Source organism: Halotia branconii CENA392, assembly GCF_029953635.1.
GTDB lineage: Bacteria > Cyanobacteriota > Cyanobacteriia > Cyanobacteriales > Nostocaceae > Halotia > Halotia branconii.
The window spans coordinates 4,020,771-4,037,792 of sequence record NZ_CP124543.1 but is presented as its reverse complement, the minus strand read 5'-3'; the positions used below and the strand labels follow the sequence as shown (position 1 = coordinate 4,037,792).

Here is a 17,022-nt window from a genome sequence, read left to right as displayed (position 1 = left end):
TAAAATACTTCAGTTTTCCTCAGCTAATCTATGTAGTGGTACTCAAGGTTGGAATTGTAATTTTAAACTCGGTTCCTACACCTGGCTGAGAATTTACTTCTAATGTACCATTGTGTTTTTCCACAATAATTTGATGGGCTATCGACAAGCCAAGTCCAGTCCCTTTACCAACGGGTTTTGTGGTAAACAAAGGCTCAAATAGCCGTTTTTTGAGTCTTTCAGGAATACCAAGCCCATTGTCAGCAATCTCAATTACAATCATTTGTTGAGAATTTATTTCTGTTGTAATTTCAATTCGAGGGATTTTATAACTCATTTCACCTTGCATGATGGCTTCGTCAAGGGCATCAATGGCGTTAGCCAGAAGGTTCATAAACACTTGATTCATTTCCCCGATATAGCAATTTACCTGTGGTAATTTTCCATAATTTTTCATAACTTCAATACGGGGGCGATCGCCATTGGCCTTAAGACGATGTTGTAAAATCATCAGTGTACTATCTAGTCCTAAGTGCAAATCCGCCGATATTTTGGTATCGCTATCCGAACGAGAGAAGCTCCGCAGTGAAGTAGAAAGGTGCTGAATCCGTTCAGACCCTAGCTGGAATGAGTTCAAAATTTTTGTTAAATCTTCGAGAACAAATTTCAGATCTAAGTTTTCAATAAGATTGGTAACTGTGGCTGTGGGGTTGGGATACTCTTGTTCATAAAGCAGGAGAAGCTCAGTTATTCCGGCAATGTATTCCTTGAGAGGCGGGATATTGTTAGTGATAAAGCTAATGGGATTGTTCATTTCGTGGGCAATCCCAGCGATTAACTCTCCCAATGTTGAAAGTTTTTCTTTCTGCACCAATTGAACTTGGGCTTGCTGTAAAGCGGTGGTGCGATCGCTGATTTGTTGTTCTAAAGATTCAGTCAATTGTTTGAGTCGCAAATGTACCCGCACTCTGGCAATCACTTCTTCTTGAGCAAACGGTTTGGGGATATAATCTACTGCACCTAGAAAAAATCCTTTAGTTTTGCTTTCTGTATCGGCTAAAGCAGTAGTAAAAATAATCGGAATATTTTCAGTAACAGGATTGGCTTTAAGACGACAACAAGTTTCAAATCCGTCAATACCTGGCATTTGCACATCTAGTAAAATTAACTCTGGTTGATTGCGTTCAGTAAGGGCGATCGCACTTTCGCCATCGACTGCAACCCGAAAACGCAACCCTTCACTAGCCAGCGCTTCCGATAGAACAGACAAATTAGTGGGATTATCATCCACAATTAAAATAAATCCGTTATTTAAACTCGTAGTCATCATGCATTTACAAGTAGAATTTATCCCAAATTATTTAAGGTATTGTTTGAGAAAAGTTTCCAAACGTTTGAGTTGGAAATTGCTAGCCAACTGATTAATTTGATGAGAAAAAGTACTTAACTGCTCATTAGATGTAACAATTTCTTGAGCCATTTCTAAAATTATTTGAATGTCACCATCTTGTGCCAATTCTAGTAATTTTTGTAAAACTTCCTTGGGTGGAGGAACCATTTCAACTGGATTATTTGAATTATCTACATGGGTTTTGTTGATTATATTTGTCTTGTTCTCATACAGCCATTCCAGTTGTAAATACTGTCGCAGTAGTTCCAGTAGCGTTTCAACTTCTATAGGTTTTGGTAGAAAGGCATCTGCACCTACATCAATACTTTTGTATTGGTCAGCTGCAAAAACACTGGCCGAGGAAGCAATGATAGATATCTGTTTAAATTCGTCAGACTGACGCAAACTTTTAATAAACTCAAATCCATCCACCACAGGCATAACCAAGTCAGTAATAATCAAATCTGGTCGATGGGCTTTTAATTGTTCCCATCCTTCTTGACCGTGACTAGCTTCAATAACATTAAACCCTACTGGTTCTAGTAAATTGACAACTACTGAGCGGTTTTCCCATTTGTCATCTGCAATCAAAATGGTGCGTCTTTGTCCTTGATAACCAATAATAGTTCCCTTCTCAACTATTCGCGAAGCCTTAGCCCAATCTTGAGATTGTGGCACTTCTACCTCAAACCAAAAAGTGCTACCTCTGCCCAACTCACTTTCTACCTGAATTTGACTACCCATCAACGAAATAATTTTTTGGCTGATAGCTAATCCTAATCCTGTACCTTCACTTTGTCGTTTTTGATTTCCTACTTGTTCAAAAGGTACAAAGATTTTCTCGACTTGATCTGGGGTGATACCTGTGCCGGTATCTGCTACTTCAAAGCGAATTTTATAGATGATTTGTCCATCTTTATTTGTTGATTGATTAATCACTTTAACTTTGAAGGTGACACTACCTTGATTGGTAAATTTAGTAGCATTACTCAGCAAATTAATTAATACTTGTCGCAAGCGTTTTTCATCAGTACGAATCCCTGTTGGTAAATCGGGGTCAATTTGCAAATAAAATCCAATCACCTTTTGTTCGGCACGGATGCGACAAATTTCACTTACACTGTCTAGAAACGCAGGCAAGTAAAAATCAATCGGATTCAATTCCAGCTTGCGGGCTTCAATTTTGGAGAGATCTAAAACATCATTAATTAGGGTTAATAAATGAGAACCACATTGGTAAATAACGCTAACTCCTTTGCTACCTTTCTCACTTAAAGATTCTGTGCGTTGGAGAATTTGTGTATAACCGAGGATGCCGTTGAGAGGTGTGCGTAACTCATGACTCATGTTGGCAAGAAATTCACTCTTAGCTTGGCTAGAGTTATTCGCCACTTCCTCGGCTTTGCGTAGTTCTTCTTCGATACGCTTGCGCTCTACAATTTCAGTTGAAAGTACTTGATTAATAGCTTCTAACTGGGCTGGGCTGGGTAGTGTCAAAGCTTGCGGCATCAAATAAATTAATGCAAATGCTGTATATATGGAAATAATCGCGGTTATAGCTTTTAAACTACCTGCAATCCAGTAATCTGGATGCCAAAGTGTCCAAATTTCCATCAGGTGTCCAGTACCACAGGCAATGATAAAAGCCCCGAATAGCAGAAAGACTCCATTAAAAGGAACGTCTTTGCGTTTAGAAATAAAGTAAATCAGTAATATAGGAATGGAATAATAAGCTAAGGCGATCGTGGCATCAGAAATAATATGCAGCCACACTAGTCCCGTTTTCCAAAGATAACAATGTCCGTGCGGAATAAAACCGTTTGATTGCAAGGGATATTTTAAGAATGCCAACATGATACTAGAGGTTACGGAATGTGCAATATACGTTTGTAAGTTCAGTATTCCCAAAAATATCCTCTAACTTATGAGTGATTTTTCTTCACTACTTATGAACGATTTACACTCAGTTCATCTTAGTTAGGATGAAACGGTAGAAATTCGTAAAGTTTTATGACTTTTAGTGCTGTTGGAAACCTAGAACAAGTTGCAGAAAGGTTCCAGAAATTTAGCGTTGACAATCAGCTAGCTTTGCTGTGGTATATCTACGAAGACTTTGGCGGAGCAATTAGCAAAAAAGATTCAACGGACGTAGCGGGACATGATGCCCTTGATTCACTAGTACCTGAAGTTCAACAGATGACTCCTGATGAGCAATTACAGATCATGCGTGATTTGTTAGCAGGAGCAAATACACCGATTAACCAAACCTACAGCGATATGGATACTCCTAACAAGCTGGCGTTTTGGTATCGGCTTGCCCAAGGTATGGATCAAAAAGCAGTTATCCAAGTACCGTCTGACTATTCATTGCCATCTGAAGGGCAAGAGTTTTTAAAATCACTCAATGGAATGGACTTCGACCGCAAAGTGATCTTCATTCGTAATGTAGTATCTCAGTTGGGTGCTAAGTCCAATAACTAAGCATCTAGTTATTTGTGGACATAGGTGCTGTTGTGAAGAAGCAACTGCACCTATGACTAAAATCAACTAAGAAACGCGGATTTAATTCCAATTTTTGTAAGGTACGTTACAATATTGCTTTCTAAGAGTGTAAGGCAATAGTACGTACCTTACTAAACTTAAGACTTCATAGCACAATATTAATACACTAGTAATATTTCCAATGAATAGTATTAACATTTACAGAAATTAATGGCTAAGGTGTCAAAATTTTGAGGAGCTAATAATTGTTTTAGTATTTTGGTGGAGAAAACTATGAGTGAGATCCAAACAGAAGGTCAAATGACTTGGAAATTAGCAGGTTCAACAGATTGTGCCTTGCATTTACGGCATAATTCCTCAGAACCTTGGCGACCTTATGAGGAATTTCCTGAGTATTTTTTGCCAGACCCGAAAGAGTTTTCTAAAGGATATGCGACTTTTTTGGCACTGCTTAAAAAAGGTTGGGTAACTGTTTAAGTAAATTAATACTAATAAAATTACCATAGCCGTTGGTTTCGACTTCGCTCAACCAACTAAAATGGTCAAGAGTTGAGCGAACTTGTGCTGAGTTTATCCTGAGCGCAGCCGAAGGGCGTAGTCGAAGTAGTCGAAACTCGTCAACACAAGTATTTTTTTCATCAAAAATCACCTTAATAAAATACTTTTTTCTGTATCCAGTCCCAAAGCAGCTATTGAGCAACATTAATACAAACCAGACATTCTACAGAAATGTATAAATATTAACTTATGTGACAAAATATAAAAAATGTTGTAGACTACTTGACACACAAACTTTTATGTAAATCTCCATCCTGAAGAGGTTAAATCCTGTTATGACATTTCAGCCTCAAATTACTCAGCTATCCTCAGAATCCCTGGTTAAAGAATTTTTTCAGCAATCTGAGGGAAGCTGGCGATCGCAGCGTCGTTACTATACACTCAAGGATGGAGAAACACAGGAAGTAGTTAGTTTTTTAACTGTGCAGTTTCTAGAGCCAGGACACGAGGAACTAATAAAATTAGCTAGATTGCACGAAATGGCAGATGAAACTGCTTTAATTTGTGGAGCTTTAACAACGTGGGAAAGTAATTATGTTAGCCCCAGTCCCAAGCAGACGAAAGGTGAAACAGTATTTGGGGTTTTAGGAACATCATTGTATCGCGATCGCGGATTTTCCACTTCAAAACCGATCATCGCTCAATTTTCTATGCGCGACCCCAAAACCATGTGTTTGCGAACCGAGTACAGTGGAAACGTGTTTGAAGAAGAATTAAAACTAATCGGCACTCAATACCGCACCCGCCAAACGATCATTTCCCGCGCTGGAGAAGAACAAATGATTGGTCAGTATTTAGAACAGCGGTTAAATTGACCTCGGTTGCTTATTTTATGGCAACGACAATCAATGCAAGAGTAACAATGTGAGGAATTTCTTTTTAAACTGGTGTTGGCAGGAATTATTAAAAAAGTAAAGAGCAAACTTGTTCTATACAATGAAAAATAATATTAACACCATAATTTAGAGATTATTTGATTACTATAAACTCTGCTTTCAAATAAAATTGAACAAGTCAAAAGGAAGAGGAAATACTTCCTCCTTGCTTCTGACTTATTATTTAAAGCCCTAATCCCTCTGCAAACTAGCTCGCGTTGTACTACGCGTAAATGAGTTCCAAGCATCTAATTCTTCCATCGGTTGGCTAAGTAAGCGTGATCTATTTTCTTTACTCAGTCCTTGCACATTACTAAAATCTGCTCCAGCAATACTTTCTAGATGATCAAACTCCACATCAGTTAAATCCGCCGCCCGCAAATCAACAGATGCGAGATTTGCTCCATTTAATCGGGCATTTCGCAAATAAGCACCCGTCAAAAAAGCTCTCCGCAAGTCAGCACTGCTGAGTCTAGCACCTTTTAAATTGGCTCCTGTCAAGTCAGCGCCACCGAGGTATGCCCCCAGCATATTTGCACCCTGTAAATCAGCATTACGCAAATTAGCAGTATTCAGATAAGCTCCATTTAGGTTAGCACCAGGCCCAACCGCCCCTGAGCTTTTGTAGGCAAATTCTGCCGGAAAAATTGTTTGGCTATCATAGCGAGATACTTGCAGCTTACTTCCTGCTAAATTAGCCCCACTTAAATCTGCCCCACTTAAATCCGCCCGATGTAAACAGACTCCTTGTAAATTTGCGTTCTTCAAAACAGCTTGACTTAGATCTGCTCCCCGGAGATCAGCTTGACTCAAATCTGCCTCACTCAAATTTGCTTGAGCGAGATTAACTCCAATCAAATTAGCTTTTTTCAGGTTGGCTCCTTGTAAATCAAGACCACTGAAATTCAATTGGTATAAGTCTTCGTGATTGAGAGCTACCCCTGCTTTGATAGCAGCTAAAATCTCTGGGGATGGTTTTTGCATCTCCTTACCTGTTATGAATTGAGATTAATTATTTAGAGGTATTATAGCTGTTCTCGATTGTCTAAAACTCTACAAAATCTATTGGTAATTGTGACAGCAATCGTCGTAGGATGAATAATGGCAAAAATTCACACTGACATGAGTGCAGCGATCGCGGACATTTCATTTATTTTTAGATAGAAGCAATCTGAGGTAGAAAAACGATGCGACTCATCCCCCCTATGACGATGCTTGACTTTTTTAGTAAAAGCGAAGGTGTCTGGTTTATCCAGCGCACCGTGCATCACTTTGATTTGGTGGCAGATGAGTCAGGAGAATCGAACCTGCATATAGGCATCATTACTAAAGATGACCCCAGGGTTAAAACCATCTGTGAACAGCAGGGAATTGATCCAGCTAAATCGATGGGGGGAGCCAGCTTTATGTGGCAAGATAACTTGGATGAACAAGCACCAAATCCAGACTATGCAGCAGTTTTGGTTGATGTACCGGATGACGAAACAAGACGATCTGGTAAACTATTACGCGACCAAGGTTATGTAGAAAAAATTCCGGTGGTTAGTCGTTATTGGTTTGGTCAAGATGGCATTTTGACCATTGATACAGAATATGACAATAATCAAGGTCAAGAGCGTTGTTGGTTTCTGACAGATGACTTTCGGGTACGCGCTAGCACAGTTCGGATGATGAATGGCGTTTATTTAATGACCTATTGCTCCGAACGGCGCTGTGTGTCTGAAGAAGTTTTAACACAGATGATGCAACGTAATTTGTCTAGAGATTAGGGGCTAGGAATTAGGGGCTAGGGGCTAGTAAATGAAGAAGCAGGGGAGCAGGGGGCAGGGAGAAAAGGAGAAAGAGGTAATTTTTCTTCATCCCCCTTGTACTCCGCACCTTGCCCCAATTCCTCCTTCCCATGCCAAAAATTAAGGATTGTTGCATTATTTATGAGAAATGGGACATGGATTCACGATGTTTCGTATTCTCAAGGGTTAAAGGTATATGAGTGCATAACATTGATGTATAGAACCTTTATTCAACATCTAGAACAATCTTTATTTCAACGGTTTAATTTACAAAGTCGCCCAATTCCATCAGGGTTAGATTATCAAGCAAGCGATCGCGGCAAAAATCCCGCTACTATTCGTAGTTGGTGTTATCAGTGTCCAGAGTTGCGTAAAATTCGCTATACCAGTATTGATGCGGGTGCTAGCGCCCAAATCCTTAATAGTGTTATTTATCCCAGTCACCACTACGATTTACCGTTACTCGGCGTAGACTTTCTCTCGTTCGGCCAAGTAAAAAACTTGATTGTGATGGACTTTCAGCCGTTGTTTCAAGATGAAGCTTACCTAAAAAAGTATATTCATCCTCTAAAAGCCTTGCATGAAAAGTATCCTGACTTAGCACAAGATTTAGAAATGAAGTTCTACGATGCTAATCAGTACTTCTCGAAATACCTGCTGTTTGCTAAGACAGATGCCGAAACTGTAAGGACAAGGGTATTTTCAGCATTTAAAGATTATCTAAATCTGTACTGGCAGATGCTAGAGTCAGCTACACCTTTAACTGACTCAGAAGATATTCAGCGAATTGTCAAAGCCCAGAAAGATTACGATCAATACAGTGCTGAACGTGATCCTGCATCTGGTTTATTCAGCAGCTACTTTGGTCATGAATGGTCAGAGCGATTTTTGTATGAGTTTTTATTTGAGGATGCAGTGCCATTAGCTGTTGGAGTAAGCAAAAAGTAAATTAGATTTACCATGACTTTATATCAGCCTTTTTTGGACTATGCGATCGCTCTTTTGCATGAACGCTTAGACTTACAACCCTATCCCATCCCCACAGGATTTGAAAGTAAATCAGCACTTGTAGGCAAGGGCAAACATCAAGAAGAGGTATTAACGACCAGTACTGGCTTTCAATCCCCAAAACTGCGGCAAATTCGAGCTGCTCATGTCCAAGGCGGAAAATCGCTGCAAGTTCTCAATTTTGTCATCTTTCCTCATCTGAATTACGATTTACCCTTCTTCGGTGCAGATCTGGTGACTCTACCTGGAGGACATCTGATTGCCTTGGATATGCAACCACTGTTTCGAGATGATCCAGCGTACCAAGCCAAGTACACACAACCCATATTGTCTATTTTTGAAGCATATCAACAACATCTTCCTTGGGGAGGAGATTTTCCTGAAGAAGCCCGTCCCTTTTTCTCACCTGCCTTTCTCTGGACTCGCACACAGCAAGATGAAACGGTAAAAACCCATGTATTGGCTGCTTTTAAAGACTATCTCCAGGCTTACCTAAATTTTGTTGACCAAGCACAACCAGTTACCGATTCTCATGCTTTAGCGGATATTGAACAAGCTCAACTGCGTTATCTACGCTATCGGGCTGAGAAAGACCCTGCACGGGGCATGTTCACCCGCTTTTATGGAACCGAATGGACTGAAGAATATATCCACGGTTTTTTGTTTGACTTAGAACGGAAATTGACAATTGGGCATAGGGCATAGGGCATAGGGCATGGGGCATAGAGATCATTATTCTCCCCTGCTTTCCCTAGTCCCTAGTCTCTAGCCCCTAGCCTCTTTTTATGAATCATTTGTAAAGTAAAGTTACGGAAAGTTATCAAAACTCATGATAATTCGTAACAAAAAATGATCCAACGACATAGTATAAAAGAAAGAAGGTTGAAAAAAAGGTTGAAATGCAAGTTTAAAGAACAGGTGCAGGTTATCCAGTAACCTAAGATCCAGTCCATTCAATCTTTTAAGAAATGTAAAATCTTCCAAGTTTCCAGATTCGGAAGAAAGGGAGACATTTCGCTGGTGAATCATCAACTGGCCTTGCCTTCCCTAGACTGTTCAAGCAGTCTTACGCCAAACTTAACCAAATTCGGTTGTGATCAAAACCGTACTCAACTAAAACATACTAGGAGATTGAGTTTATGTTAGACGCATTTGCAAAGGTGGTTTCTCAGGCTGATGCACGGGGCGAATACCTAAGTGCTTCTCAACTGGATGCACTGAGTTCCATGGTTGCTGATGGCAACAAGCGCATGGACATCGTCAACCGTATTACCAGCAACTCATCAGCGATTGTTGCGAATGCGGCTCGTGAGTTGTTTGCTGAGCAGCCCCAGTTGATTGCTCCTGGTGGCAATGCTTACACCAGCCGTAGGATGGCTGCTTGTTTGCGCGACATGGAAATTATCTTGCGTTACATCACCTACGCGACCTTCTCTGGAGACGCTAGCGTTTTAGATGATCGTTGCTTAAATGGTCTACGGGAAACCTACCAAGCTTTGGGTACTCCTGGTGCTTCTGTAGCAGTGGGTGTTAAGAAAATGAAGGATGCAGCGATCGCGATCGCTAACGACAACACTGGCATCACCAGAGGCGATTGCAACAGCCTTATTTCTGAACTAAGTGGTTATTTCGATAAAGCTGCTTCTGCTGTTGCTTAATTGTTAATAATTGCTGAAAAAGCGACTAAATATTAAGTCACTATTCCACTGCTACGTTTTTCACAACATAAATTGGGAGATTAAGTAAACCATGAAAACCCCTTTAACCGAAGCAGTAGCTGCTGCTGATTCTCAAGGACGCTTCCTCAGCTCTACCGAAATTCAAGTTGCATTTGGTCGCTTCCGTCAAGCTGAAGCTAGCTTACAAGCTGCTAAAGCTTTGACTTCTAATGCTCAAAGCTTGGCTCAAGGTGCAGCAAATGCTGTTTACCAAAAATTTCCCTACACCACCAGCACCCAAGGCCCTAACTACGCCTCTACTCAAACTGGTAAAGACAAGTGCGTTCGTGACATTGGTTACTACATTCGCATTGTTACCTACTGTTTAGTTGTAGGTGGTACAGGTCCATTGGATGATTTCTTACTCGGTGGTTTGGCTGAAATCAACCGCACATTTGAGTTATCTCCTAGCTGGTACATTGAAGCTTTGAAGTATGTCAAAGCTAACCACGGTCAAACAGGCGATCCTGCTGTTGAAGCTAACTCTTACCTCGACTACGCTATCAACGCTCTAAGCTAGTCGAAAATCCTGCCCGGAGGGGTATGCAGTGACTGACAAATGTTAGTGATTGTTTACCACTCCGGGCATTGTTTTGTGTAAAGTTGTTGAATTAGTAGTCTTTCAAGTTAGTTTTGAAGGTTTGTAGTAAGTACTTTAGTGCTTATAAAAATCAGGGCTAAAGTCCTGACTATGACCTTACTTATTCTTGGCTTTTGTCTTCGACCCTAAAATGTTTCGCTATGGACAACGAATCTGGTATCCAAGACGAAAATCAACTCACAGTAGAGCAAGCGATCGCTAATCTTCAAGGTGAAGATTTGGGATTGCGGGTGTACGCTGCTTGGTGGTTAGGGCGTTTTCGGGTTGATGACCAACAAGCGATTGATGTATTGATTCAAGCATTAGAAGATGAAGACGATCGCACAAAAGTTGGTGGTTATCCTTTACGGCGAAATGCAGCGAGAGCATTAGGAAAATTAGGCGATCGCCGGGCGGTGGCTCCCTTAATGCAGGCGCTAGAATGTTCTGATTTTTATGTCAGAGAAGCAGCAGCACAGTCCCTAGAGATGTTGGGAGATTTAGCTTGCATTCCAGTTTTGATTGAATTGCTCAAGGATAATGTACCAGGAACCCTGCCAGCTCCCGAACCTCCGCAACTAGTTCAACCTTTCGACTCAATTCTAGAAGCATTGGGAACACTAGGGGCAACAAATGCAATTCCAGATATTATGAGTTTTTTGGATCACTTTCTGCCTAGGATTAAATATGCCGCAGCGCGGGCGATGTACCAGTTAACATCTGATCCACAAGCAGCAAATAAGTATGGCGATCGCTTAATCCAAGAACTCTCCAACCCAGATTTACAATTACGTCGGGCTGTTTTAGCTGATTTAGGAGCAATTGGATATTTACCTGCGGCAGAGGCGATCGCTGAGACTTTAGCAGAAAATAGTCTTAAACTAATCGCCCTTAAAGGTTTACTAGAAAAACAATTGCAACAAACCACGCCACCAAATTTATCATCAGGGGCAGTTAAGGTGATGACATTGATGGATGAATTGCTTTAACGGTAATATAACGCTTCTTGGTTATGTGCAATACACTCCAGTCAGGAAAAGAGGCTAGAAGCTAGAGTGGTGTATTTCATCCATAAGCAAACCCCTTGAGGTTTTTTAGAACAAATTCGCTCTGGATGGTTATTAGAGCGTCTTGTACTGAATTTATCCTGAGTTTATTCTGAACATAGCCTCTCATAAAGAAGGGCGAAGCCGAAGTAAACAGTTATCAGTCAAAAGCCATTTGATAACTGTTTACTGTTTACTGATTTAACCTGTAGGCAAATTATTCGGATCGATACCTTGAGATTGTAAATAGGTAATCAACCGTTCTTTTTGCTGACGTTCTTGTTCAGCACGTTGGCGTTCTTGTTCAGCACGTTGGCGTTCTTGTTCAGCACGTTGGCGTTCTTGTTCAATCTGTTCCACTGCCCAAAGCAACAGATTACCCGATTCATCCCACCATCGCAACCAATAACCTGTTCTGGCTTCTTTTGTTCCTTGCCAAGTTCCTAAATATAATCCCATCGCCGCAATCCAATGACGACCATTTTCATCAGGTTGCTTTAACTCATAACGTCCATTTTCGAGTTGATAAAATTCTAGTAAACCCCCATCGGGTTCAAAAATTATATAAAGGGGAACCTGCAAAATTTGCTCGTAGAAAAACCATCTTCCCGGTGGATAAGTTCGCTTAACTGAATATTCTCCGCCTTCAGTATCAGAAAGAAACTCCATCACAACCGCCGGGATTTCCCCTTCTAAATTGGGTGTGTAGCTTTTGCGGTTAGCTAAAACCTGATTTACAGAAGGAATATAAACCCAATCAGGAGCTTTAGCAATAAACTGTCCGTTGAGTGTTGCACAAATACCAAAATTGGAAGCTATCAGCATCTGGGGCTGGATGAAACCACTAATTTCTAGACTCTCACGCAAAGCACCAGCCAAGATTGGCTGACCTGTATTCTCCACTGGATCATCCTCTAACTGAAAATCATCGGGCAATGGTTCCCAAGAAATTACCAGTTCAGTTGAGGATTTGGTCTCACTAACCTGGGTTGCCATAGATACTGCCTTATTATTTGATTTATTTTTATTTTATATCGGTGTAGAAATGGGCAACGGCACGTCTCCATCACAAAATCAAAGCCCCATAAATTGTTATAAGATTGTTATATATATTTGATATACGTATCAATTACTTAAAAGATTTTTATTCATCCTTAATTTTCACTCCTCATGAATGCCACTCTCCAATCTTTGATTCGTGCCGTAGAAGAAGCCGATTCTTCTACCCTGCTGTTAGAAGCTGTACAAAACTTAGCAGCAGTTCGTCTAGAAGGATCTGTACCAACTTTGATTGCAGCTTTGGGCTACAACAATCCAGGGGCAGCAGTTGCGGCTGTGGATGGGCTAATCCAAATCGGAGAACCAGCAGTACCCGCTTTACTAGATCAACTGGATGGACATAACTATTCTGCTAGAGCTTGGGCAATTCGTGCCTTAGCAGGTATTGGCGATCCCAGAGGATTAGTCACCTTATTGGGGGCAGCAACTGCTGATTTTGCCCTGAGTGTCCGCCGAGCAGCAGCTAGGGGTTTAGGAACCATGAAGTGGCATTGGTTCCCGGATGAGTTTTTAGAAATTGCTCAAGAAGAAGCTTTAGAAGCTCTATTATTTGTCGCCCAACAGGATGAAGAGTGGATTGTGCGGTATTCCGCAGTTGTGGGCTTACACTGCTTGGCAACAGCAATCTCTGCTGATTATGCAGATTGGCGATCGCAAATTATGGCGCAGTTTGAGCAAATGGCCAACAGCGATGATAGTTGGGCAGTTCGCGGTCGTGTCTGGATGGCACAGCAGCAACTAGCCGCAACCACAGCAGTTCCTGTGTCCCAATCTGTTGAAGAGCAGCCCTCGCCTTTGTCAGCAATGGATTGGCACTTAATTATGGAGAAACTTTACGATCGCCGAGTTCAAGAACGGTTGGTTTTTCCAGAAGGTGATCCACGTCGATATCGAGAATTGGCAGTGGCGATCGCTCAAAATCCTCAAAATTCTTAATTCTGCCATCCAGATGCAGCAGACTCCAACTTTTAAAATTGCTCAACAAGCATTCGATCATCTTGCTCAAGGATGGTCAACTGGAGAGTTTCAACCTTACATTGACATGCTCAGTGATCAAGTCAAGTTTTGGATTCCAGTTGGCAAACAACGAAACACATCCTTTGGATATGAGAGTAAAGAGCAAATAATCGCCAGACTATGGAGGCGTAAAGAAAAAGGCGATCGCCTCACATTCAGTCCACCAGATCGTGTCACCAGTAACGATAAAACAGTAACCTTTGAGTTTGAAAGCCAAGGAACCATTGCCAATCAGCCTTTCAAGGGACGGAATGCTATTTCATTTAATGTTAAAAACGGCAAAATTTCTGATGTGCGAGAGTATTTTGGTGATATTGACTAAGGGGAATGGGGAATGGGGAATGGGGCATGGGGCATTGGGCATTGAGGCGCTCACAAGTCTTTGATACTCGTCTACGAATCTTGAATAAATAAATATAATGGCGTTGGTGATTGATGGGACGAATTTTTTTTGTGCATACCGCTAAAGCGGAACTCGCAAAGTAGGCACAAAGGCGCGAAAAATCAATCTTGAGTCTTGGTCAAATATCTCAATTCATCCCGCATTTATGCAACGCTTAACTTAAAATCCTCTTCCCCAATGCCCCCATGCCCAATGCCCAATGCCCAATGCCCTATTCTCAATGCCTACTTTGCTTATTTTAAAAAAGGTTTGCCCACTGGTAACGCGATCTGAGAAGATCGGATACAAGCATTTAGCAACAGCGTTTAGGAAAAACAATAAATATGACTGAATCTTCAGAACTGACTGCAACAGATCCGGTAACTGCTCAAGAACTGACGGAGTTGATTACAGAACTCGAAGAATATCGGGAACGCCTAGTTAACGACACCCTGACAATGGCACAACGGGCTAAGATGCTAAGGTCTCAAGCATTGGCACAACTAGAGCCTGATCTTGCTAAAATTGATGCCACTCTCCAAGCACTCCGTAATCAGCAAGCTGCTTTGACATAGAGAATTAAGTTAATCTTTGACCTGAAATTAAGAACTAAAAATTAATAATGCAGTTTTTGAATATTAAATTTAAAAACTGTCATCTAACGAAGTCACTGGTGGTAGGGAACTTGCGATGAGTAATATGCTCAACTCCAAAACGCAATCTGGAGATGATTCGATTTTGTTAGCTCAGGCAGAAACTGATGCCCTGATTGAGATGGTTAGTGACCAAATTACACTCGACACCTTTGACCCCAATGATCATGAACTTCTGAAGCGGATGGTGATTGAGGGTCTAGGAGATTCGCGAGGTTTAGTTAGGCTGCGTTTTGCAGAGACACTCGGTGAAATTGGAGAACCAGCAACTCCATTCTTAATAGAAGCACTAGCAAATCACCCTAACCCAGTAATCCGGCGAGCTGCTGCTAAAACTCTTAACATTATTGCTGACCCTACAGCTGTATCACCTTTACTCCACGCCTTATTAAATGATGAAGATACCGTAGTTAGAGGTTCAGCTGCTGGAGCATTAGCTAGGACAGGTGAAACAGCAGTGCCAGCATTACTAGAGGTTTTAGCATCAACTGAATATCCCGAAAGTACTAAAGGACAAGCCGCCTGGGCACTAGCGTTCATTGGCTCAGAAGCCGCAGAACATTTGTATGCAGCCCTCGATTCCGATTCTGTAGATGTAAGATGTGCGGTAGTAGGTGCGATCGCTCATGTAGCTCAAGAACAATCAGACGAACGCGCTTGTAAGGTTTTAGTCTCATCTTTAACTGACCCAGCCTCCGTAATTCGTACAGAAGCCGCAGCAGCATTAGCTCAAATCAACTATCCTCCAGCCATCCCTCATCTGATTTTGGCATTGCGCGATCGCGATGGCGAAGTGAGAAAGACCGCTGTGACTTCTCTTGGCAAAATAGGCGATCGCACCGCCTTAGAACCTTTACAAGCCGCCCTCAAAGACGAACTAGAGGTTGTACGCTTACTAGCCAAATTAGCGATTTCTCAAATCGAAAAGCGTTGAGAGAGGCAGTGAACAGTAAACAGTTAACAAGTGACCAGTGAAAACTGATAGATAACTGATAACTGTCTATGCCCCATGCCCCATGCCCCATGCCCCATGCCCCCATGCCCCATGCCCCATACTTTAATTTTCAGTTGAACTTTCTGTAAGAGGACGGATACTAACGATTTTGGCTCCTAACCGAGTCAGACGACGCATCTCGTTATTCATACGGCTGTAAGGCACTTGAATCAAAACTGTGCTGCTATTGCGAACTGGGTAGCTGTTTTTATCAGTTTGCTCATTCTGTCTCAGTCCTTCCACTTCATAGACAAAAATACGATTATTTGATGTTGAATTAGAAGCTCTAGTCAATGCAGATTTGCCCAACATGGCTGCAATATCTCCTATTAAGGGGTGATACCGATTTTTAATTCAATACGTTTCAGTAAGCTAAAAATGAGGATTTATGTAGGTTGGGCAATGGGAAGAAGCAGGGAGTAGGAAAAGCAGGGGAAGCAGAGGAAGACAGGGAGACAAGGGGATGGGGAGACAAAGAGACATTATCTTTCCCAAATTCTCCAATTCTCCTTATCCCCAATTCTTTTTTGTTCCCTCTGCGCCCTGCCCCCTGCCCCTCTGCCTCTTTCCTATGCCCAATTTATTGTTATTGTGCAAGTGTGACACTTGCTACTTTACCTCCCAGCTTATTAATTCGCTGGAGGGTATCTGATAACTGGTCGTAGGGAACGATAAACTCTTTATTACTACGACGAACCCAAGGATATCTAGGTAGAGAGATGCCTGAGACTTCTATGCGGTAAAGACCACTGGCAGAGCCAACTGAAGATCTGCCAAAGGCGCGGTTAGGCGTAACACCTTGTTTGGAAGGACGGTAAGCAAAACCGTCACTACCACCGGAAGGGCCAACAACCGCAGAAGCGCTATTTCTAGCAAGTTCACCCGCTAGACGAGAACTAGTTCCTTCTAACTGGGAGCGATCGCTACTAGCATAGCCTCGATAAAGACGAAACATCCGGGTAAAACCCACGGTCTTTTGACCAGATTGAGTTGAAAACCCGCGATAGTAGGGAACGATGTAATCGCCAAAATTCGCCTCGTATTCGGCAGAATCGATGTAGGAATCAATGTCTGCCTCAAATCCGTGATTTTGATAGCGATCTAAATGCTCAATCACTTCAGATTCGTCATAGGGAGCGCGTCCTAACAAGTGCTTGAGGTTCAATTCAATTACTCGCGTTTGGAAATGCGGGTAAAGGAACTTGTTTTTATATAAATCAGACTTAGCAACAGCACGAACAAACTCACGCACACTAAGTTGACCGTTATAAAGCAGAGACTCAAGACTAGTAAGACGTTCTGCCGCCATTAAATGCTCATTGCCCAATACCTGACGGTAAACCGCATTTATAACGGCTTTACCATCTTCTTGCGTCCAGTTTGCACGTAGTTCAATGGGGCTACTTCCGCTAAAGGCGGCAGTTCCTAGACGGGAAGCCGCAGTTGTAATTGCCATTAAACTCTTCTCCTT

19 protein-coding genes are annotated in these 17,022 nt (G+C 41.7%); 13 read left to right on the top strand and 6 right to left on the bottom strand.

The window, feature by feature from the left end; genetic code table 11:
* Positions 1-28 precede the first annotated feature (28 nt).
* On the bottom strand, positions 29-1,306 hold the full coding sequence (locus QI031_RS17725; protein WP_281486069.1) for a hybrid sensor histidine kinase/response regulator: 1,278 nt from the start codon (positions 1,304-1,306) through the stop codon (positions 29-31).
* Positions 1,307-1,336: 30 nt separating this feature from the next.
* Positions 1,337-3,223, bottom strand: a complete 1,887-nt coding sequence (locus QI031_RS17720; RefSeq protein ID WP_281480973.1) for an ATP-binding protein — start codon at positions 3,221-3,223, stop codon at positions 1,337-1,339.
* A gap of 156 nt (positions 3,224-3,379) precedes the next feature.
* On the opposite strand from QI031_RS17720, the gene QI031_RS17715 reads away from it, so the two are divergent.
* The 3 genes from QI031_RS17715 (at position 3,380) to QI031_RS17705 (ending at position 5,244) form a co-directional block, all read left to right on the top strand.
* Positions 3,380-3,850, top strand: coding sequence for an orange carotenoid protein N-terminal domain-containing protein (locus tag QI031_RS17715; RefSeq protein ID WP_281480972.1), 471 nt, complete (start codon positions 3,380-3,382; stop codon positions 3,848-3,850).
* A gap of 294 nt (positions 3,851-4,144) precedes the next feature.
* Positions 4,145-4,348: a hypothetical protein gene (locus tag QI031_RS17710; protein ID WP_281480971.1), complete on the top strand. Its 204-nt coding sequence runs from the start codon at positions 4,145-4,147 to the stop codon at positions 4,346-4,348.
* 356 nt (positions 4,349-4,704) lie between these two features.
* Positions 4,705-5,244: a phycobiliprotein lyase gene (locus QI031_RS17705; protein WP_281480970.1), complete on the top strand. Its 540-nt coding sequence runs from the start codon at positions 4,705-4,707 to the stop codon at positions 5,242-5,244.
* A 252-nt stretch (positions 5,245-5,496) separates the two neighbouring features.
* On the opposite strand, the gene QI031_RS17700 is transcribed toward QI031_RS17705, so the two are convergent.
* Entirely contained in the window at positions 5,497-6,288 is a 792-nt protein-coding gene (locus QI031_RS17700; RefSeq protein ID WP_281480969.1) for a pentapeptide repeat-containing protein, read from the bottom strand.
* 203 nt (positions 6,289-6,491) lie between these two features.
* Here QI031_RS17700 and QI031_RS17695 point away from each other — a divergent pair, with 203 nt between their 5' ends.
* The 6 genes from QI031_RS17695 to cpcE all read left to right on the top strand — a co-directional run bounded on the left by QI031_RS17695 (position 6,492) and on the right by cpcE (position 11,389).
* Entirely contained in the window at positions 6,492-7,073 is a 582-nt protein-coding gene (locus QI031_RS17695) for a phycobiliprotein lyase (protein WP_281480968.1), read from the top strand.
* Between the two features lie 234 nt (positions 7,074-7,307).
* Entirely contained in the window at positions 7,308-8,042 is a 735-nt protein-coding gene (locus QI031_RS17690) for a 15,16-dihydrobiliverdin:ferredoxin oxidoreductase (RefSeq protein ID WP_281480967.1), read from the top strand.
* 12 nt (positions 8,043-8,054) lie between these two features.
* Positions 8,055-8,807 (top strand): phycoerythrobilin:ferredoxin oxidoreductase, encoded by a 753-nt coding sequence (locus QI031_RS17685; RefSeq protein WP_281480966.1) that lies wholly within the window; start codon positions 8,055-8,057, stop codon positions 8,805-8,807.
* A 434-nt stretch (positions 8,808-9,241) separates the two neighbouring features.
* On the top strand, positions 9,242-9,760 hold the full coding sequence (cpcB, locus tag QI031_RS17680) for a C-phycocyanin subunit beta (RefSeq protein ID WP_281480965.1): 519 nt from the start codon (positions 9,242-9,244) through the stop codon (positions 9,758-9,760).
* Between the two features lie 91 nt (positions 9,761-9,851).
* Positions 9,852-10,340, top strand: a complete 489-nt coding sequence (gene cpcA, locus QI031_RS17675; RefSeq protein WP_281480964.1) for a C-phycocyanin subunit alpha — start codon at positions 9,852-9,854, stop codon at positions 10,338-10,340.
* A gap of 221 nt (positions 10,341-10,561) precedes the next feature.
* Positions 10,562-11,389 (top strand): C-phycocyanin alpha-cysteine-84 phycocyanobilin lyase subunit CpcE, encoded by an 828-nt coding sequence (gene cpcE, locus QI031_RS17670; RefSeq protein WP_281480963.1) that lies wholly within the window; start codon positions 10,562-10,564, stop codon positions 11,387-11,389.
* Positions 11,390-11,647: 258 nt separating this feature from the next.
* Here cpcE and QI031_RS17665 read toward each other — a convergent pair whose 3' ends face one another.
* Positions 11,648-12,442 (bottom strand): Uma2 family endonuclease, encoded by a 795-nt coding sequence (locus QI031_RS17665; protein WP_281480962.1) that lies wholly within the window; start codon positions 12,440-12,442, stop codon positions 11,648-11,650.
* A 174-nt stretch (positions 12,443-12,616) separates the two neighbouring features.
* Between QI031_RS17665 and cpcF the strand changes: the two genes are divergently transcribed.
* The 4 genes from cpcF to QI031_RS17645 all read left to right on the top strand — a co-directional run bounded on the left by cpcF (position 12,617) and on the right by QI031_RS17645 (position 15,491).
* Complete coding sequence (cpcF, locus tag QI031_RS17660) at positions 12,617-13,441, top strand: C-phycocyanin alpha-cysteine-84 phycocyanobilin lyase subunit CpcF (RefSeq protein WP_343217806.1); 825 nt, start codon at positions 12,617-12,619, stop codon at positions 13,439-13,441.
* On the top strand, positions 13,380-13,844 hold the full coding sequence (locus tag QI031_RS17655; RefSeq protein WP_281480961.1) for a nuclear transport factor 2 family protein: 465 nt from the start codon (positions 13,380-13,382) through the stop codon (positions 13,842-13,844). The genes cpcF and QI031_RS17655 overlap by 62 nt, the downstream gene beginning before the upstream one ends.
* A gap of 404 nt (positions 13,845-14,248) precedes the next feature.
* Entirely contained in the window at positions 14,249-14,479 is a 231-nt protein-coding gene (locus QI031_RS17650; RefSeq protein WP_281480960.1) for a hypothetical protein, read from the top strand.
* A 124-nt stretch (positions 14,480-14,603) separates the two neighbouring features.
* Positions 14,604-15,491: a HEAT repeat domain-containing protein gene (locus tag QI031_RS17645; protein WP_343217805.1), complete on the top strand. Its 888-nt coding sequence runs from the start codon at positions 14,604-14,606 to the stop codon at positions 15,489-15,491.
* Between the two features lie 123 nt (positions 15,492-15,614).
* Here QI031_RS17645 and cpcD read toward each other — a convergent pair whose 3' ends face one another.
* Positions 15,615-15,863: a rod-capping linker protein CpcD gene (gene cpcD / locus QI031_RS17640; protein WP_281480958.1), complete on the bottom strand. Its 249-nt coding sequence runs from the start codon at positions 15,861-15,863 to the stop codon at positions 15,615-15,617.
* Positions 15,864-16,137: 274 nt separating this feature from the next.
* Positions 16,138-17,007 carry a phycobilisome rod-core linker polypeptide gene (locus tag QI031_RS17635; RefSeq protein ID WP_281480957.1) on the bottom strand — a complete coding sequence of 290 codons (870 nt, stop codon included), beginning with the start codon at positions 17,005-17,007 and terminating at the stop codon, positions 16,138-16,140.
* Positions 17,008-17,022: the final 15 nt, after the last annotated feature.